The 16,504-nt window shown below is 65.5% G+C and carries 18 protein-coding genes; 14 read left to right on the forward strand and 4 right to left on the reverse strand.

What is annotated here, in order from left to right; translation table 11 throughout:
- Nucleotides 1-129 precede the first annotated feature (129 nt).
- The 8 genes from HWX53_RS09975 (at nt 130) to HWX53_RS10010 (ending at nt 7,251) form a co-directional block, all read left to right on the forward strand.
- On the forward strand, nt 130-1,158 hold the full coding sequence (locus HWX53_RS09975; RefSeq protein ID WP_175940703.1) for a beta-ribofuranosylaminobenzene 5'-phosphate synthase family protein: 1,029 nt from the start codon (nt 130-132) through the stop codon (nt 1,156-1,158).
- A 45-nt stretch (nt 1,159-1,203) separates the two neighbouring features.
- The gene (locus HWX53_RS09980) at nt 1,204-2,133 is read left to right on the forward strand and encodes an NAD(P)-dependent methylenetetrahydromethanopterin dehydrogenase (RefSeq protein ID WP_175940704.1); all 930 of its coding nucleotides are present in this window, start codon (nt 1,204-1,206) and stop codon (nt 2,131-2,133) included.
- Nucleotides 2,133-3,284: an ATP-grasp domain-containing protein gene (locus HWX53_RS09985; RefSeq protein ID WP_175940705.1), complete on the forward strand. Its 1,152-nt coding sequence runs from the start codon at nt 2,133-2,135 to the stop codon at nt 3,282-3,284. Before HWX53_RS09980 ends, HWX53_RS09985 begins: the two co-directional genes overlap by 1 nt.
- 13 nt (nt 3,285-3,297) lie before the next feature.
- Entirely contained in the window at nt 3,298-4,308 is a 1,011-nt protein-coding gene (mch, locus tag HWX53_RS09990) for a methenyltetrahydromethanopterin cyclohydrolase (protein ID WP_175940706.1), read from the forward strand.
- Nucleotides 4,305-5,240 (forward strand): RimK family alpha-L-glutamate ligase, encoded by a 936-nt coding sequence (locus HWX53_RS09995; protein ID WP_241269953.1) that lies wholly within the window; start codon nt 4,305-4,307, stop codon nt 5,238-5,240. Before mch ends, HWX53_RS09995 begins: the two co-directional genes overlap by 4 nt.
- Nucleotides 5,227-6,078, forward strand: coding sequence for a triphosphoribosyl-dephospho-CoA synthase (locus HWX53_RS10000; protein WP_175940708.1), 852 nt, complete (start codon nt 5,227-5,229; stop codon nt 6,076-6,078). Before HWX53_RS09995 ends, HWX53_RS10000 begins: the two co-directional genes overlap by 14 nt.
- Before the next feature lie 189 nt (nt 6,079-6,267).
- Nucleotides 6,268-6,777, forward strand: coding sequence for a formaldehyde-activating enzyme (gene fae, locus HWX53_RS10005; RefSeq protein ID WP_175940709.1), 510 nt, complete (start codon nt 6,268-6,270; stop codon nt 6,775-6,777).
- Nucleotides 6,778-6,861: 84 nt separating this feature from the next.
- Nucleotides 6,862-7,251: a hypothetical protein gene (locus HWX53_RS10010; protein ID WP_175940710.1), complete on the forward strand. Its 390-nt coding sequence runs from the start codon at nt 6,862-6,864 to the stop codon at nt 7,249-7,251.
- Between the two features lie 15 nt (nt 7,252-7,266).
- Here the strand turns inward: HWX53_RS10010 and HWX53_RS10015 are convergent, their stop codons facing one another.
- Complete coding sequence (locus HWX53_RS10015) at nt 7,267-7,704, reverse strand: dihydroneopterin aldolase (RefSeq protein WP_244140127.1); 438 nt, start codon at nt 7,702-7,704, stop codon at nt 7,267-7,269.
- A gap of 375 nt (nt 7,705-8,079) precedes the next feature.
- Between HWX53_RS10015 and HWX53_RS10020 the strand changes: the two genes are divergently transcribed.
- The 6 genes from HWX53_RS10020 (at nt 8,080) to HWX53_RS10045 (ending at nt 13,756) form a co-directional block, all read left to right on the forward strand.
- Nucleotides 8,080-10,131, forward strand: a complete 2,052-nt coding sequence (locus HWX53_RS10020) for a sigma-54-dependent Fis family transcriptional regulator (RefSeq protein WP_175940712.1) — start codon at nt 8,080-8,082, stop codon at nt 10,129-10,131.
- A complete protein-coding gene (locus HWX53_RS10025) occupies nt 10,128-10,727 on the forward strand; it encodes a flavoprotein (protein WP_175940713.1) in 600 nt (199 codons plus the stop codon). The genes HWX53_RS10020 and HWX53_RS10025 overlap by 4 nt, the downstream gene beginning before the upstream one ends.
- The gene (locus tag HWX53_RS10030) at nt 10,706-12,106 is read left to right on the forward strand and encodes a DUF6513 domain-containing protein (RefSeq protein ID WP_175940714.1); all 1,401 of its coding nucleotides are present in this window, start codon (nt 10,706-10,708) and stop codon (nt 12,104-12,106) included. Before HWX53_RS10025 ends, HWX53_RS10030 begins: the two co-directional genes overlap by 22 nt.
- A 193-nt stretch (nt 12,107-12,299) precedes the next feature.
- Nucleotides 12,300-12,374: a pyrroloquinoline quinone precursor peptide PqqA gene (gene pqqA, locus HWX53_RS10035; protein WP_008354335.1), complete on the forward strand. Its 75-nt coding sequence runs from the start codon at nt 12,300-12,302 to the stop codon at nt 12,372-12,374.
- Between the two features lie 85 nt (nt 12,375-12,459).
- Nucleotides 12,460-13,029, forward strand: a complete 570-nt coding sequence (locus tag HWX53_RS10040) for a DUF447 domain-containing protein (RefSeq protein WP_175940715.1) — start codon at nt 12,460-12,462, stop codon at nt 13,027-13,029.
- Nucleotides 13,030-13,051: 22 nt separating this feature from the next.
- Complete coding sequence (locus HWX53_RS10045) at nt 13,052-13,756, forward strand: (5-formylfuran-3-yl)methyl phosphate synthase (RefSeq protein ID WP_175940716.1); 705 nt, start codon at nt 13,052-13,054, stop codon at nt 13,754-13,756.
- Here HWX53_RS10045 and HWX53_RS10050 read toward each other — a convergent pair.
- From HWX53_RS10050 to HWX53_RS10060, 3 genes are read right to left on the reverse strand one after another with little or no spacing between them, the layout of a single operon-like run.
- Nucleotides 13,747-14,334, reverse strand: a complete 588-nt coding sequence (locus HWX53_RS10050; RefSeq protein ID WP_175940717.1) for an aspartate kinase — start codon at nt 14,332-14,334, stop codon at nt 13,747-13,749. The two genes, HWX53_RS10045 and HWX53_RS10050, sit on opposite strands and share 10 nt — an antisense overlap.
- 4 nt (nt 14,335-14,338) lie before the next feature.
- The gene (locus HWX53_RS10055) at nt 14,339-15,466 is read right to left on the reverse strand and encodes a hydantoinase/oxoprolinase family protein (RefSeq protein ID WP_175940718.1); all 1,128 of its coding nucleotides are present in this window, start codon (nt 15,464-15,466) and stop codon (nt 14,339-14,341) included.
- The gene (locus HWX53_RS10060; RefSeq protein WP_175940719.1) at nt 15,463-16,494 is read right to left on the reverse strand and encodes an ATP-grasp domain-containing protein; all 1,032 of its coding nucleotides are present in this window, start codon (nt 16,492-16,494) and stop codon (nt 15,463-15,465) included. The genes HWX53_RS10055 and HWX53_RS10060 overlap by 4 nt, the downstream gene beginning before the upstream one ends.
- Nucleotides 16,495-16,504 lie beyond the last annotated feature (10 nt).

Here is a 16,504-nt window from a genome sequence, read left to right on the forward strand (position 1 = left end):
CGCCCCGGGGAGGGGCAACGCCAATAGACCGACACGAATACAAGTTCCACGAAAGAAGAAGAACGACGAACTTGGTACACCTTTTGCCTGAGGCATGAAAATTCCCGTACGAGCAAAAGCCAAAAAGCCATGCCCAATTCCGCCCTATCGCCGCCCCAGGCGATCACCCTTTCGGCGGATGCCCGGCTGCATCTAGGCTTCATCGATCCGAACGGTTCGCTCGGCCGCGCGTTCGGAAGCGTGGGGCTCGTCATCGACGGACACGGCACCCGCATCACCGCGCGGCGCGCGCAACGCAAAGGGCGCATAGACGGCACATCGACGCAAGCGCAGCACGCGCGCATCGAAGCGTACCTCGCGCGACTCCACGCGGCGCTAGGCGTCACGAAACCCGTCGACATCGAAGTGCACGAAACGCCACGCGCCCACACCGGACTAGGCTCCGGCACGCAACTGGCGCTGGCGCTCGGAACCGCGTTCGCCCGCGTGACCGGACACGATCTGACCACAGCGGATATCGCACGGTTGCTCGGACGCGGCGCGCGTTCGGGCATCGGCATACATGGGTTCGATCACGGCGGACTGATCGTCGATGGCGGACGCAGCACCGCGCACCGCGAGAACGCAACGCTGCCGCCACTGCTCGCGCGTCAGCGCTTTCCCGATGCCTGGCGCGTGCTGCTCATCGACGACGCATCCCGCGAAGGGCTGCACGGCGAGGCGGAAAAGCGCGGCCTCGCCTCGCTTGCGCCGTTTCCCGCCGCGCTCGCCGCCCATCTTTCGCATCTCGTCTTGATGCGCCTCCTGCCCGCCGTCGCCGAATGCGACTTCGAACCCTTCGCCGACGCAATCTGCGACATGCAGCAGACCATCGGCGAATACTTCGCGCCCGCGCAAGGCGGCGTATTCGCGAGTCCCGCAGTGGCGCGCGCGCTGCAAGCGGTAGCGGCAGAACAAAAGGCCGGCATCGGTCAGACGTCGTGGGGGCCGGTGGGCTTCGCGTTCGTCGCAAGCGCGCAGCACGCCGAGCGCGCGCTCGCCACCGCGCAACGCGCAGCGCCGCATGCATCGCTCAGCTTCTCCATTGTCGCGGCCCGCAATCACGGCGCGACGTGGCGCGCAGCCTGTCCGCGCGAATCAGGCGCAAATGCTGCGTGAATCGCGCCGTAACGCATCATTTCCCTCACCGACCGAGCCCAGACCATGCCCGATGCCGCCGAAAGACCTTACGTGCTGCACATGTTCACGAGCACGCCGCAAATGAGCCCGTTCGATGTGAACATGGCTGCGGACGCCGGCTATCAGATCGTCGTGCCGTACTGCAACGTCGATGAAGGCAGCGTCGTGCAGCTCACGCAGGACGCCATCTTTTCGCGCGGTCCCAAGGGCGTATCGCGCACGGGCATCTTTCTCGGCGGGCGCGACGTGATGCTCGCCGCCGACATGCTCGAACGCGCGCGTAACGCGATGGTGCCGCCCTTCGAAGTCTCCGTTTTCGCCGATCCCAGCGGCGCGTACACGACCGCCGCCGCGCTCGTCGCGCTCGCGGAGAAGCATCTGAAGGCGTCGCATCAGGTCGGCTTCGACGGCAAGCGCGTGCTGATTCTCGGCGGCACGGGCGCGGTAGGACGCGTGGCCGCCGCGATGACCGCATCGCTCGGCGCGGACGTGGTCGTCGCGAGCCATTCGAGTCAGTCGCGCGCCACGCAAGTCAGCGATGAAATCAACCGGCGTTTCGATATCGCCACGACGGGCGTCGCGACCGGTACCACGGAGCAATTGCATCGGGAACTGGCGCGAGCGGAGATCGTCTTCGCCACCGCCGCCGCGGGCGTGCAAGTGATGAGCGCCGCCGATATCGCGCAGGCGAAGCATCTGCTGATCGCCGCCGACGTGAACGCCGTGCCGCCCGAAGGCATCGCCGGGGTCAACGTCATGGACGACGGCAAGCCGCTTGCCGGCGCGGCGCGCACGGATGCGATCGGCATCGGCGCGCTCGCCATCGGCAACGTGAAGTATCAGGCCGAGCACCGCTTGTTCGTGCGCATGCGCACCGGCGGCAAGCCGGTGTACCTGGGTTTTCCCGAAGCTTTCGACGAAGCCCGCGCCATCGTCGCGGGACAAGGCGCGTGATGAACGCGCGCGCGCCACGCGTCGCCGTCGCCGGACTGTCGGCGCGCATGCTCGCGCAGTCGGCCGCGCGCGCGGGCCTGAACGTCGTCGCGCTCGATATCTTCGGCGACCGCGATACGCGCACGCACGCGGGCGTGTGGTTCGACATCGGCGGCGAGGGCTTGTCCATCGACCGCGCGCGTCTCTACGACGCGCTGCAACACGTGGCACGCATGCCTCGCATGTTGGGGCTCGTCGTGACGAGCGGGCTGGAGCCGCTCGCCATCGAGCTAAGCCGCGCGCCGGGCGTGCCGCGTGTCATCGGCAATGGCGCGCAGTCGGCGGCCGTGCGCGATCCGCGACGCTTCTTCGCGTTGCTCGACGACGCGCATATCGCCCATCCCGATGTGCGCTTCACGCGCCCCGCCGATGCGCGAGACTGGCTCATCAAGCGAAGCGACGGCTGCGGCGGCACGCACATCGAATGGGCGCGCGAGCTCGACGACACGCCGCCCGGAGCCTATTTCCAGCGGCTATCGCGAGGCCGCCCGATGTCCGCGCTCTTCATCGCGGCGCAACGGGAGGCCGTGGTCATCGGCTTCGCGGAGCAGACCACGGTGAGCGCGCATCGTCTGCCGTTCATTCACGCAGGGTCGCTCGGTCCCGTGACGTTGCCGCGCGATACGGCCGCGCGCATCGTCGATGCGATCGAAACAATCGTATGGCGAACGGATCTCACGGGTCTCGGCAGCCTCGACTTTCTGCTCGATCACGACACGTTCCAGGTGCTCGAAATCAACACGCGCCCGTCATCGACGATGGCGCTCTACGAAGCCGCATGGCCCGACGCGTGGCCGCGCGGTTTGATCGGAGCGCATCTGGACGCGTGCCTCGACGGCGAGTTGCCGCACACCGACACTGCGCTCAAGCGACCCCCGCTGATCGCGGGGCAGCGCGTCGTGTTTGCGCCGCACGGCTTCGTCGCATCGCAGGCATTCAGCGATGCCTGCTTTGCCGATCCCGCGTGCCACGACATACCGCTTCCCGGCGCGCGCATCGAGGCGGGCATGCCTGTCTGTACGATGATGACGACCGCGCCCGAACTCGACTTGTTGCGCGCGTCGCTGGATAGCGATTGCGCGCGCATCCTGCAACGCATCGAAAGCCACTGAGGCCATTGAGCCTATGACACTGACTTCTCCCCTTCCCGCTGGATTGAGCGTCAACGCGATGAGCGAGCCGCTCGTCGCGCAGTTGATCGAACGCAGCGAAGCGCTTCGCGTCGGCATCACGCGCACGCCTGCGGGCACGACCATCGTGGATGCAGGCGTCGATGCAGCGGGCAGCGCCGATGCCGGCATGCTCATCGCGCGAATCTGCATGGGCGGGCTCGGACACGTTGCGCGCCGCATGGCGTTCGATGCCGCTCCGCTCTGGCCCGTCTTCATCGAAGTGCATACGTCGAATCCGGTGCTCGCCTGCCTCGGGAGCCAGTACGCGGGCTGGAGTCTCTCCGCGACGAAAGAAGAAACCGGCGGCAAGAAGTTCTTCTCGCTAGGCTCGGGCCCAGCGCGCGCGCTTGCGTGCAAGGAGCCGCTCTTCGATGAACTCGGCTATCGCGACAAACACGAACGCGGCGCGCTCGTCATGGAAGTGAATCGCCTGCCGCCGCAAGTGGTCATCGACAAGGTGATCGACGACTGCGGCCTCGCGCCCGACAAGCTCGTCATCGCGGTCACGCCGACACATTCTGTCGCGGGCACGGTGCAGGTCGTGGCGCGCGTCGTGGAAGTTGCGCTGCACAAGACGCACGTACTGGGCGTGGACTTAAGCGAGGTCGTCGAGGCAAGCGGCAGCGCGCCGTTGCCGCCGCCCGCGCCCGACGACACGCAGGCAATGGGCCGCACCAATGACGCGATCCTCTACGGCGGCCGCGTGCATCTCACCGTCAAGAGCGATGCGGCCGCAAGACGGCTCGCGGCCGAACTGCCGTCTTCGAACGCGCGAGACTACGGCAAGCCCTTCGCCGAGATATTCAAGTCGTTCAACTACGACTTCTATCAGATCGACGCCGCTCTCTTCGCGCCCGCCGAGGCGTGGGTGTCGAGTCTCGAAAGCGGCGCGACATATCACGGCGGCAAGCTCGACCACGCGCTGCTTCACGCGCAATGGCACGTCACGCAGGAAACGCCATGACGCGCATCGCGATCATGACCGACGAGACCGGCTGGCACACGAGCCGTCTGAAGAAAGCGTTTCGCGCGCGCGGCGTCGAGGCGCGTTGCGTCGATCTTGCGGATTGCCGCATCGATACGACGTGGCCTCCGCATGGTCTCGCCATTCCCGGCTTCGGCCACGCGCTGCCGGATGCGGTGTTCGTGCGCGGCATCGCGGGCGGCACGTTCGAACAGGTGACGTTGCGGCTCGGCATCCTGCATGCGCTGCGCGAAAGCGGCGTGCCGGTTTATAACGACGCCCGCGCCATCGAACGCAGCGTCGACAAGTCGATGACGAGCTTTCTGCTCAACCGCTTCGGCGTGCCGACGCCCGCGACATGGGCCGGCGAATCGCCCGCATTCGCCAAGCGCGTGTTGATGCGCGAAGCCGCCGCAGGCCGCAAGCTCGTGATGAAGCCGCTCTTCGGCTCGCAAGGCAAAGGCTTGCGGCGGCTCGGCGACGACGCATGCGAAACGTTGCCATCGCTCGAAGACTTCAGCGGCGTGGCTTATCTACAGCGTTATGTCGATGCCGGGCATCCCGGCTTCGACTGGCGCGTGCTCGTGATCGGCACGCGGGCGGTCGCGGCGATGAAGCGCGTGGGCGGCGACGACTGGATCCACAACTTCGCCCGCGGCGCGCGTTGCGAGCCGGCCGAGCTCACGCCCTCGCTCGCCGATACTGCGGTGCGGGCGAGCCATGCGCTCGGGCTGGACTATGCAGGCGTCGATCTGATCGCAGCCGAAGGGCGCCCGCTCGTGCTCGAAGTGAACGGCGTGGCAGCGTGGCGCGGGTTGCAGTCGGTGACGCCGCTCGATATCGCCGCATTGCTTGTTGACGATCTGCTCGACCGCAAGCTCGCGCTATCGCAGCGCACGCTCGCATGGGCAAGCGGCGATGCCCGCGCCTGACCCGATGCACGCGCGCGAAGCGTTCATGCGCGCCTGCGCGCTCGATGTGGAGACGCGCAAACCCGGCAACGTGAGCATCGCGAGCGCGGGTCACGGCATGACGGCGGCGCAGTTCATCGAGAGCGCGGAAATGGCCGCAACGGGTCTCTTTGTCGCGGGCGCAAGCGTCGGCATGCGCATTCTGGACGCCGTGCGCCGTACATCTAATGCAGTCGGCTGCAACACGAATCTCGGCATCGTGCTGCTCGCCGCGCCGTTGTGCGCCGCACTCGAACGCCTGCCGCGCGATCGTACTGTCGACACCGTGCATTGGCATGCCGCGACCGAAGCCGCGCTCGCATCGCTCGATCTGGACGATGCCCGTCTCGCCTATCGCGCGATCGCGCTCGCCAATCCCGGCGGCCTCGGCGAAGCACGCGAGCAATCCGTGCATGCGCCGCCGACCGTGGACCTGCGCGCCGCGATGACGCTCGCCGCGCACCGCGACAGCATCGCGCGGCAATACGCGAACGGTTTCGCAGACGTGTTCGGCGCGGGCCTCGATGCGGCGCGAGACGCGGGCATCGCGAATCCGCGCGCAGCCATGCTCGATGCGTTCCTCATGTTTCTCTCGCGTTGGCCGGACTCGCACATTGTGCGCAAGCACGGCGCGGCGACGGCGCAAAGTGTCACGCGCGATGCAGCCGTTCGACGCGCGAACTGGCACGCGACTGGCCGTCCTTCGCACGCGCCCGAGCTCGACGCATGGGACGCCGAACTCAAGGCGCAACGCATCAACCCGGGAACGAGCGCGGACCTCGCGGTGGCGACGCTTTTCGTCGCGCTGATGACCGCATGACTCGTCGATGCGCGCGCCGCTGTACCGGGAAATTGGCACGGATCATGTTTAGGACGTACGCGGTTATGCCGCCCTCTGTGCAGCCGTTTGCATCGAGGATGCGTTGCGCGGTCTTCGGGTTATCGACCGTGGCCGCCTGAGCCCTGGAGCAAGTCGATCGTCCCAAGAACCCTTCACTGGAGGAACAGCATGGCCAAGATCAACCGCGTCCTGATAGGCGAGTCGCTCGTCGGCGACGGCAACGAGGTCGCACATATCGACTTGATCATCGGACCGCGAGGCTCCGCTGCGGAGACCGCGTTCTGCCACGCGCTCACGAACAACAAGGACGGCTTCACGTCGCTGCTGGCCGTGGTCGCGCCCAATCTCATCACCAAGCCCAACACGATTCTCTTCAACAAGGTCACCATCAAGGGCGCGAAGCAGGCCGTGCAGATGTTCGGGCCGGCGCAGCATGCGGTGGCGCTCGCGGTCGCCGACAGCGTGGAAGACGGCACCATTCCCGCCGACGAAGCCGACGACCTCTTTATCTGTGTCGGCGTGTTCATTCACTGGGAAGCGTCCGACGACAAGAAGATTCAGGAGTTCAACTATCAGGCGACGAAAGAAGCCATTCAGCGCGCGGTAGCGGGCGAACCGAAGGCATCCGAAGTGGTGTCGAGGAAGTCATCGGTCGCGCATCCGTTCGCGGCGGCCTGATCGTCACTATGCCGTCGATAGTGCGGCCGGCGTCGCCGTTGCGCGCCGGCCGCATGTCATCGACTACGATACGAGGTTCATCGAATGAGTCCACGTTGCAGCGCGCTCTGCGTGTTCGTCGCCTTGACGTTCGTCTGCCCGCTGTCGTTCGCGGCCACAGGCGTGCCGGCGCAAGGGCACGACTATCCGACCGAAGGCCGCGTGGAATACGTGCTCGCCTGCATGGACGACAACGGGCATGACTTCGTGAACGTCTACAAGTGCTCGTGCGCCATCGACAAGATCGCGCAAGTGCTCACCTATGACGACTTCGTGGAGCAATCGACGTTTTCGAAATACGCCGCGCTGGGCGGCGAAGGCGGCGCCGAGTTTCGCGTCGATCGCGCGAAGGCGCAGACGAAGAAGTATCGCGAGTTGCAGCGCGATGCATTCAAGGCGTGCGGACTCGTGAAGCCCGCATCGGCCGCGAAATAACGCTGCACGCAAGGCTTATTGCGGCACGTAGCCCAGGCCGATCCAACCGAGCCCGCCTTGCATCGACGGCGCGCGCCGCCGCTCGATCACGACGCCGACCGCATCGACATCATTGAACTTGGCGGGTTTCGCCAGCGACACCCTCACCCAATGCGCGCCGAATCGCGCGATGACGAGTTGCGCGATGTGCTCGGCCAGCGCCTCCAACAGCTGAACGCGATGCGACGCAAGCAGTGCGTGAACGGCCTCGCGCACCGCGGCATAGTTGACCGTGTCCTCGATGCGATCCGTGGTGCACGCACGCAACGACGGCACGCCGATCGCAAGACTCATGCGCACGGGCTGCGCGATGTGCAGCTCGCTCTTGTCGATGCCGATCACCGTCTGTCCTGTGAGTCCCTCGATAAAAACGATATCCATCGGCGGGTTTTCCTCGGCAGCGCGCGGCGCCATGTCGCGAACGGCTTCGCGGATCGGATCGAATCGGCCCATGTGCGTGTCGCCGCGCGAGCGGCCCGGTGAGTGATGAAAGCGTGAAACGCGGGTGATTCGAGGACAAAAGCAAAAACCGCGCGCAGCGCCAAACTCTATGCGACTACTTATTGAACCGGCGCGCCATCGGATGTAGAGTTTTTGGGAACCGGGCCAGATCGGGGCGGAAATCCTGACCGAAACGCACGCCCGGCCACGAGGCGCGCACGCGAACGGCTACAGCACGACGGCAAAGAGACGGCCGCGGCGCCCGCGGAAACACAACAGATTCGGCGTCGGACGCAACGCGCGGCTCATGCGCAAACGCAACGAAAAACGCCACGGAGACACGGCCCCATGTCGTCGCTAGCTGACGTAGACACGCATGTCCGGGAAGTGCTGAACATCGTCAATAACCCGCTCGCCACGCGGCGCGCGAGCGATTCCGTCGCGCAATCGTGGATGCGTTGCCTCACCGAGTTCCATCTCGACCCGGCGCGCTTCGTGATGCCGCCCGTGCTGACATCGCGGGAACTCACGGAGCGCCGCGAAGCCGCGAGCGATCTCATCGCGTGCTCCAAGCTGGAAATGACGACGCTGTATCAGCAACTCGCGGATCCCGAGCTCGCGGTCGTGCTCGTCGATGCGGACGGCGTGATCGTGCATCAGGTGTCCTCGGTGCCGTTCGGCGAGGCTGTCGCCGCCGACGGCCTGCGCGTGGGCGCGCTGTGGAGCGAGCGCGAAGCCGGCACCAACGGCATGGGCACGTGCCTGATCGAGCGCGATTGCATTGCCGTGTGCCAGCACGAGCACTTCTATCCGCGCTATACGTCGCTCACCTGCTCCGCCGCGCCGATCTTCGATGAACGCGGAACGATCGCCGGCGTGCTCGATGTCACGAGCCGCTCGAAGCTCTTGCAGCAGCATTCGCTGGTGCTCGTCGGCATGTCGCGGCAGATGATCGAAAATCGTCTGATCGATGCGCGCTACCGGCACGCGAACATGATCCACTTTCATAGCCGGCCCGAATTCGTCGGCACGCTGCACGCGGGCAAGCTCGCGGTCAGCGACGATGGCGTGGTGCTGGCCGCGAGCCGCAGCGCGCTCTTTCAGCTCGATCTGCGCACACCGGCGGAACTGTGCGGCAAGCGCATCGAAGAAGCGTTCAACGCGTCGCTCGAAGACATGATCGCGCGCAGCATACGCGGCTCGTTTCATCCGGTCACGGTGTATAGCGCGAAGGCGAACAGCCGCTTCTTCCTCACCGCGCAGACGCCCCGCGAAGCGGCGGGCGGCGCAACGCGCATCCTGATGAACGACTCCGCGCTGACGACACGCGCGAAGCCCGCGCGCAAGGAGTCGCGCGAGAACGCCGGCTCGGGCGCAGGCCGTCTCGACAAGCTCTCGCATCTGGAATTCGGCGATCCGCGCATGGCCTCGCAGATTCAGCTTGCCGCACGCGTGATTCAACGCAAGATACCGATCATCCTGCGCGGGCAAACGGGCACCGGCAAGGAAGTCTTCGCCAACGCGCTGCACAGCATCAGCCCGAACGGAGCGGGCGCGTTCGTCGCGGTGAATTGCGCGTCGCTGCCGGAGAACCTCATCGAGAGCGAACTGTTCGGTTACCGCGCGGGCGCTTTCACCGGCGCGCAGCGTGAAGGACGGCGCGGCAAGATCGTGCAGGCGAACGGCGGCACGCTCTTCCTCGATGAGATCGGCGACATGCCGCTCACGCTGCAGGCGCGGCTGCTGCGCGTGCTCGAAGAACACGAAGTCACGCCGCTCGGCGCGGAAGCGACCGTGAAGGTGGACTTCCAGCTCATTAGCGCGAGTCACCGCAATCTCGCGGAACTCGTGCAGACAGGTCTCTTTCGCGAAGACCTGTATTACCGGCTCAACGGCATCGAGATCAACTTGCCGCCGTTGCGCGAACGCGCCGATGCGCTCGCGCTAATCGGCCATATTCTCGAAACCGAATCCACCGATCCGCCTGCGTTGAGCGCCGAAGCACGACAGGCTTTGCTGAGTTATTCGTGGCCCGGGAATATCCGGCAATTGCGGCACGTCCTGCAGATGGCGATCGCGCTCTGCGACGGTCCCGAGATTCGCTGCGCGCATCTGCCGCCCGAGATCGTGAACGGCGCACGTCCCGTGAGCGCGACAACTGTGCCCACGGCAACTGCCCCGGCGCCACTGCCGCATCTCACCGACGACGCCGACACATCCGCGCTCAACGCGATACAGGTCAGGGAACGCGAGACCGTGTTGCTGCTGCTCGACGAACATCGCTGGAATGTGAGCAACGTCGCGAAGGTGCTCGGCATCAGCCGGAACACGTTGTATCGCAAGATGCATCGGCTGCACATCAGGCTGTCGCACGATTCGGCCACGCCGGATCACGCATGACGCAGCCCGCGCCCGCTCGCCGGCTCGACGAGTTCAAGCCCGACGCGCGCTTCGCGTGGTGCGTGACCGGTTCGGGGCACATGATCGAGGAATCGCTCGAACTCGCCTTGCGCCTGCCGCGCTGCGATCTCTTTTTGTCACGCGCGGGCGAAGAAGTGTTGCCGCTCTATGGCTGGCCCATCCGTAAGCTGCGCGAGCACTTCAAGGTCTTTCGCGACAACAGCGCGAGCAGCGTGCCCGTGGGCATGCTCTATCACGGCGAATATCACACCGTCGTGATCGCGCCCGCAACGAGCAACACAGTGGCGAAGTGCGCGCTCGGCATCTCCGATACCTTGCCCACCAATCTCTTTGCGCAGGCCGGCAAGCAATGCGTGCCGGGCATCGTTTTCGCATGCGATACCGCGCCGAGCGTCATCACCCAAACGCCCCACGAATGGGTCGAAGTGAGGCCGCGCGCCATCGAGTTCGATAACGTCGAGCGTCTGGCGGGCATCGAACATACGACTGTCGCGCGCACGCTCGACGACCTGAAGGCCGCGCTCGAACAACGGCTTTCGGACCTGAATCTCGCATGGAACACATTGTCTTCCTGACGGGCAGGCTCGCCGAACAGAGCCTTCGTCGCGTGCTCGAAGGCATTGCGCCGACGAGCGCCGCATCGCCCTTTACATGGGAAGTGCGCGAGATCGGTCTGCAAGTGGCAGGACTCATGACCGCCGACATGATTCGCCGGCGCGTCGCGACGCCGCTCGGCGAAGGCACGAGCCGCATGATCGTGCCGGGCCGATGCCGCGGCGACCTCGATGCGCTGACCGCGCACTACGGCGTGAAGGTCGAGCGCGGCCCGGAGGAAGTGAAGGACTTGCCGCAGTTCTTCGGACGTGAAGCGAGACATGTCGATTTATCGCGCTACGAGACAGAGATCTTCGCCGAGATCGTCGACGCGCCGCGTCTCGACCTCGCAGGCATCGCCGCCCGCGCGCGCGACTACGCCAAACAGGGCGCGGACGTGATCGACATCGGCTGCCTGCCCGAGACGCCGTTTCCGCATCTCGGAGACGCAGTGGCGATGCTCAAGGAACAGGGTTATCGCGTGAGTGTCGATTCGATGGTCGCCGACGAACTGGTGCGCGGCGCACGCGCAGGCGCGGATTACCTGATGAGCCTGAACGTCGATACGCTGTGGATCGCCGACGAAACGGCATCGACGCCCGTTCTCGTGCCGCGCGAGCCGCACGACATGGCATCGCTCGAAGCGGCCATCGACGCGATGAAAGCACGCAATCGCCCGTTCCTCGCCGACCCGATTCTCGATCCGATTCCCTTCGGGCTCGCGGCGTCCATCGCGCGTTATGTGAGCTTGCGCGAGCGCCATCCGGATGTTGCGATCATGATGGGCATCGGCAACGTGACCGAGTTGACGGAAGCGGACACGACCGGCATCAACGCGGTGCTGCTCGGCATGGCGGCGGAACTGCGAATCGCGGCGGTGCTTACGACATCCGTGAGCTTGCATGCGCGCCGTGCCGTGCGCGAAGCCGATGTCGCGCGACGCGTGATGCACGCCGCGCGCGAAACGCAGACGCTGCCCAAGGGCCTGTCGGGCGACCTGTCCGCGCTGCATGCAAAGCGCCCTTTTCCTTACAGCGCTGAGGAGATTAACGAGCTCGCGCGATCCGTACGTGATCCTAACTTTCGTGTTCAGGTTTCGGCCGAAGGGATTCATGTCTATAACCGTGATGGACATCGCATCGCCACCGACCCGTTCGCGCTCTATCCTGACCTGAAGCTGGAAGCCGACGGCGGCCACGCGTTCTACATGGGCGTGCAACTGGCGCGGGCCGAGATCGCATGGCAGCTCGGCAAGCGTTTCGATCAGGACCAGGCTCTCGATTGGGGATGCGAGGTGGATCGTCCTGAGGAAGATCTGACGGCATGGCACGCGCCCGGCACGACGATGAAAAAGCGCTGATCGACGCGCGTTCATCGGATGGAGCATCACGCAGACGGGACACTTTGCTGCGTTTCCGTCACAGTGCCGCGCGCACGAACGATTGGATCTTTTTGGCATGCCGCTTGCGTGCGTTCGCACGCGCACGCCGCTCGAATTGAAAGGGCGTCGTCGGCATCGACCGATTCACTCGTTCAACCAAGGAGAAAGTGCCATGCAATGGACCACGCCGAGCTTCACCGATATGCGCTTCGGTTTCGAAATCACGATGTATATCGCCACGCGCTGAGTGCCACGTCCCGCTTGCACGAAGCCGCGTGCGTCAATGCGCCTTCGTGCGAGCCACATGCCTGTGAATGCGTTCGCGGACAGCCATGATCTACGAGACGATCGTCACCACGGCGGATCGCGATGGCCGTCCGCATGTCGCGCCCATGGGCGTGCGCTTCGAGCAAGACTCAGCCATTCTCGCGCCGTTTCGCCCGTCGACGACGCTTGATAACGTCATCGCAACCCGAAGCGCCGTCATCAACTTCACGACGGACGTGCGCGTGTTCGCGGGCTGCGTCACGGGCTTTCAGCGCGACTGGCCGACGCTTCACGCGACAGTGGTGCCGAGCGTGCGGCTCGCGCAAACGCTAGCGCATGCGGAGCTGCAACTGATCGAAATGAACGATGACGACCCGCGCCCCTCGCTGCGCATGGCGTGCGTGCATCGCGAGACGCACGCGCCGTTTCCCGGCTTCAATCGCGCGCAGGCTGCCGTTGTAGAGGGCGCGATTCTGGTTAGCCGTCTCTTCATGTTGCCGCAAGAGAAGGTAGATAGCGAGATCGACTATCTGCGTATCGCCATCGACAAGACAGCGGGCGATGCGGAACGCACTGCGTGGAACTGGCTATTGCAGGCCATCGAACAGCATCGCGCAAAGACGCCTCCTCCCTGATTCAACGCTCCGGAGTTCGACCATGACCGCATTGCTGGCAAGCGTCCGCTCGGTGGATGAAGCGCTCGATGCCGCGCAAGCCGGCGCGGATGTCATCGATCTGAAGGAACCGCGCGCGGGCGCGCTGGGCGGCGTCGCGACGGACGACATAAAGCGCATCGTGCGCGCATTGCGGGCGCAGTACGCGGTGCGGCCCATCAGCGCGACGATTGGAGACTTGCCGAACGACGCGCTCGATGAAATGACGAGCCGCGTGCTGGACGTCGCGAGCACCGGCGTCGATTACGTGAAGGTCGGCGTCGCGCCGGGTCCACGCGCCGCGGCGTGCTTGCGTCATCTGGCGACCTTGCCGGCGACGGTCGTGCCGGTGCTGCTTTCGGACGACGGCATCGAGCGTTCCCTCGTTACACTCGCCGCGCAGCTCGGCTTCGTCGCGCTCGTGTTCGACACCGGGAACAAAGACGGCCGCACGCTGTTCGATTGCGTCGATACGGCGACGCTCGCCCCATGCCTTTCACAAGCGCGGTCGCGCGGAATGATGACCGCCCTCGCAGGATCGCTAGGCTGGCGCGATCTCGAACGGATACGCGTGCTTGCACCGGATATCGCGGGCTTCAGAGGCGCGCTATGCGACGAGCGCGATGGACGCACGGGGCGGCTCGATGCATCGCGTGTGCGTCAGTGGTCGCGCGCGCTGCATGGCGAGCGCATGACCGCTCACGCGTGAAATGCGAGCAGCCGCTCGCGCATGACCGACGCATCGCTCTTGCTGAACACTTCCACCAGATAATTCGCGTCTTTCACGTAGGCCGGAAAACGTCTGTCGATAATGCCGCTCGCGGCGAGCGCTTCGAGCGGCGCGTGCGCTTCGATCGCGCACGACTTCACGATCATCAGGCGCTCGGCATTGAGCGTGGTCGAAAGCCAAGCGGCGAGACTGTCGGATGTCGTGTCCCAGTTGGTCATCGAGTCGGGCGTGGTGCGCATCAGATCGGTCGGCACCCAAACGGCCACCTGGCCATCGCGCAGCGCGCGCCGGATGCGTTCTTCGTTCGAGGCGAGCACGAGTTCGGGCAACACGCCTTGCATGAGGATGGCGTATTGGGTCATCGCAAGGAGACACATGTTATGCGCGGCGAGGTCGTCAAAGCGCCATTCGCGCTGATACTGCCGCACCGCATCCGCGAAATCGCCGCCGCCAGGCACGATCACGACACGCCCGCCGCCCAGTTCCCAAAGCCGCATGAGCCACTCGCGCAGCACGGGATCATGGCTCAGGCTTCCGCCGATTTTGATCACCCACATGCCGTTATCCTCGTTCGAGATTGACCGCCTCGTTCGCACCGTTCGCATCGTTGGCATCCGAACCCGTGACCGGCGACGAAGCCAGCAGCGCGACCGCCACGCTCGGCGCGCACGTCGAAGTCCATTCGTTGCGCTCCGCATCGTCAGACGCGACTCCCGCGAGCCGCGCGAAGTCCACATAGCTGCGCGCCTCCTGTTGCGCCAGCGCGGCGGCCAGGAAGCGCCCGCATCCCGCGCCGACGATAGGCGCCCGTGCCAACGACTCGTGTTGCGCGCTCACGCGAGCCAGATTCGCTTCGAGCACGCGCAACTGTTCGCGCCGCCATGCAAGCGCGAATCGCCGCCATTCATCGGGGCTCGCATCGCACGCGTCACGTCCGATCATTCGTGCGATACGGGCACGGCTCGCGGCTTCCGTCTTCGGGCCGTTGTCCGCGCTCGGATGCTGGTCGTGCTCGGCCCACAACTCGCCGGTCAGACGATACACGTCCGCTGTCGTCGCGAACCACTCGTTCATCACGCCCGTGGTTTCGCCCCTGAATGCGATGCGATGCGCGACGCCGCACAACGGCGTGCGAACGACGCCTTGATACACGAGCTCGCCGCTCATGAGACGCTGTGCATCGTTCATGCCGCGTGCGGCGACGTGGCCCGCGGCGATCGGAATGATGTCCGTGGTCGTGCTGCCGATATCGACGAGCAAGGCATGAGGCAGGCGCGTCGCGACGTATTCCGCAGTGGCAAGCCAGTTCGCCGATGCGATCTTGCGCCAGCCCTCGCGGCACGCGGAACGCGCGAGCCAGTTCGCCTTTCCGCCGTAGAAGAGCGTGCGCGGCCCGAGCCGTTGCGCGAGCATGCGGGTCAGCGTGCGCACGCCTTCTGCGCGGTCCGCAAAGAGATCGACCATTTCGCCGGTCATGGTGACCGCGTGGCGCGCGGTGGCGTCGGCGGCTTGCGGCCAGCGTTCGAACACGCTATCGACCGTTCGCTCCAGATGCGCGATGCCTTGCCACAACGGACACGCCCATTGCGCGACATCGACCGGCGCGCCCGCCGTGGCCATGCACACCTTCACATGCGCGCCGCCCACGTCCCAGCCGAAGACCGGCGCGCCGCCCGCACGCGTCGTCATGACGACGCTCCGCATGCGCGCAACGATGGCTCACGTTGTTCGAAGCCCGGTACACCATGCGCCGCCAACAATTCGGCCGCGATGTTGCGCGTCTTGCTGAGTTCCGCATAGGCCATCGTCAGGCGCGGATTGATTTCGATAACCACCGGTCCGCGTCGCGGGTGCCATACGAGGTCGATGCCCGCGAACCCGCGCAAGCCGGGAAGCGCATGAGCCACGCGCTGCGCGAGTCTTTCGAGCACGCGCCCTCGCTCGCCGTTGCGCGCAACGGTATTCACATCGACGCCGTCGAACTGTACGACGCATTCGCGGCGCTTCGACTGCGCCGCTTCGGACAGCGCGATACGTTGATGGTTGATCGACAAGAGCCGCGCGGCCGCGTCGTCGCACAGAAGCGAAAGACTGAGCGGTTCGCCATCGACCCATTCTTGCAGAACGGGATTGCGTCCTGCCGCAGCGCGCGCTTCGTGTTCTTCGCGGGCTGCGTCGAGTCGATCGTAGACATACGTATCGAGGCCGCCCGCGCCGTCATCCGGCTTCACGACCCAGCGGCGTCCCTGTGCGGCGACCGCTTGCTCGGGTTCGAGCGCGGGCGTCACGGGGATGTCGTGTGCGGCGAGGCATGCCGCTGTCGCGCTCTTGCTCGACGCCGTGCGTATGGCTTCTTTCGCGCAGCCGAGCCAGCGCGCGGCGCCGACGGCATCGTGCAACTGCAACAACAGGCCGTCGCATTCCGGCGCGATGATGATGGCATAGTCGTGCTCGCGCGCGATGCGTGAGACGAAGCGCGTGATCGACTCGCCGGGCAGCGGGCGCGCATGCGCGTGATCCTTGCTCATCAGTTCGAAGCGCGACGTGGCGACGGTGACATCGACGCCTTCGAGCGCGCGCAAGTCGGCAGCGATGGCGTCGCGCATGACGCGTCCTTCGACGATGAGCGCGCTGAGATCCGCGAGCGTGCTTGCGCTCGCGACATCCGGTTCGATGCCGCCGCCGGTGAGATACTCGAACACGAATATTCTGGTCAAGGGGAAGCCA

It is taken from the genome of Caballeronia sp. BCC1704, assembly GCF_902833455.1.
GTDB lineage: Bacteria > Pseudomonadota > Gammaproteobacteria > Burkholderiales > Burkholderiaceae > Caballeronia.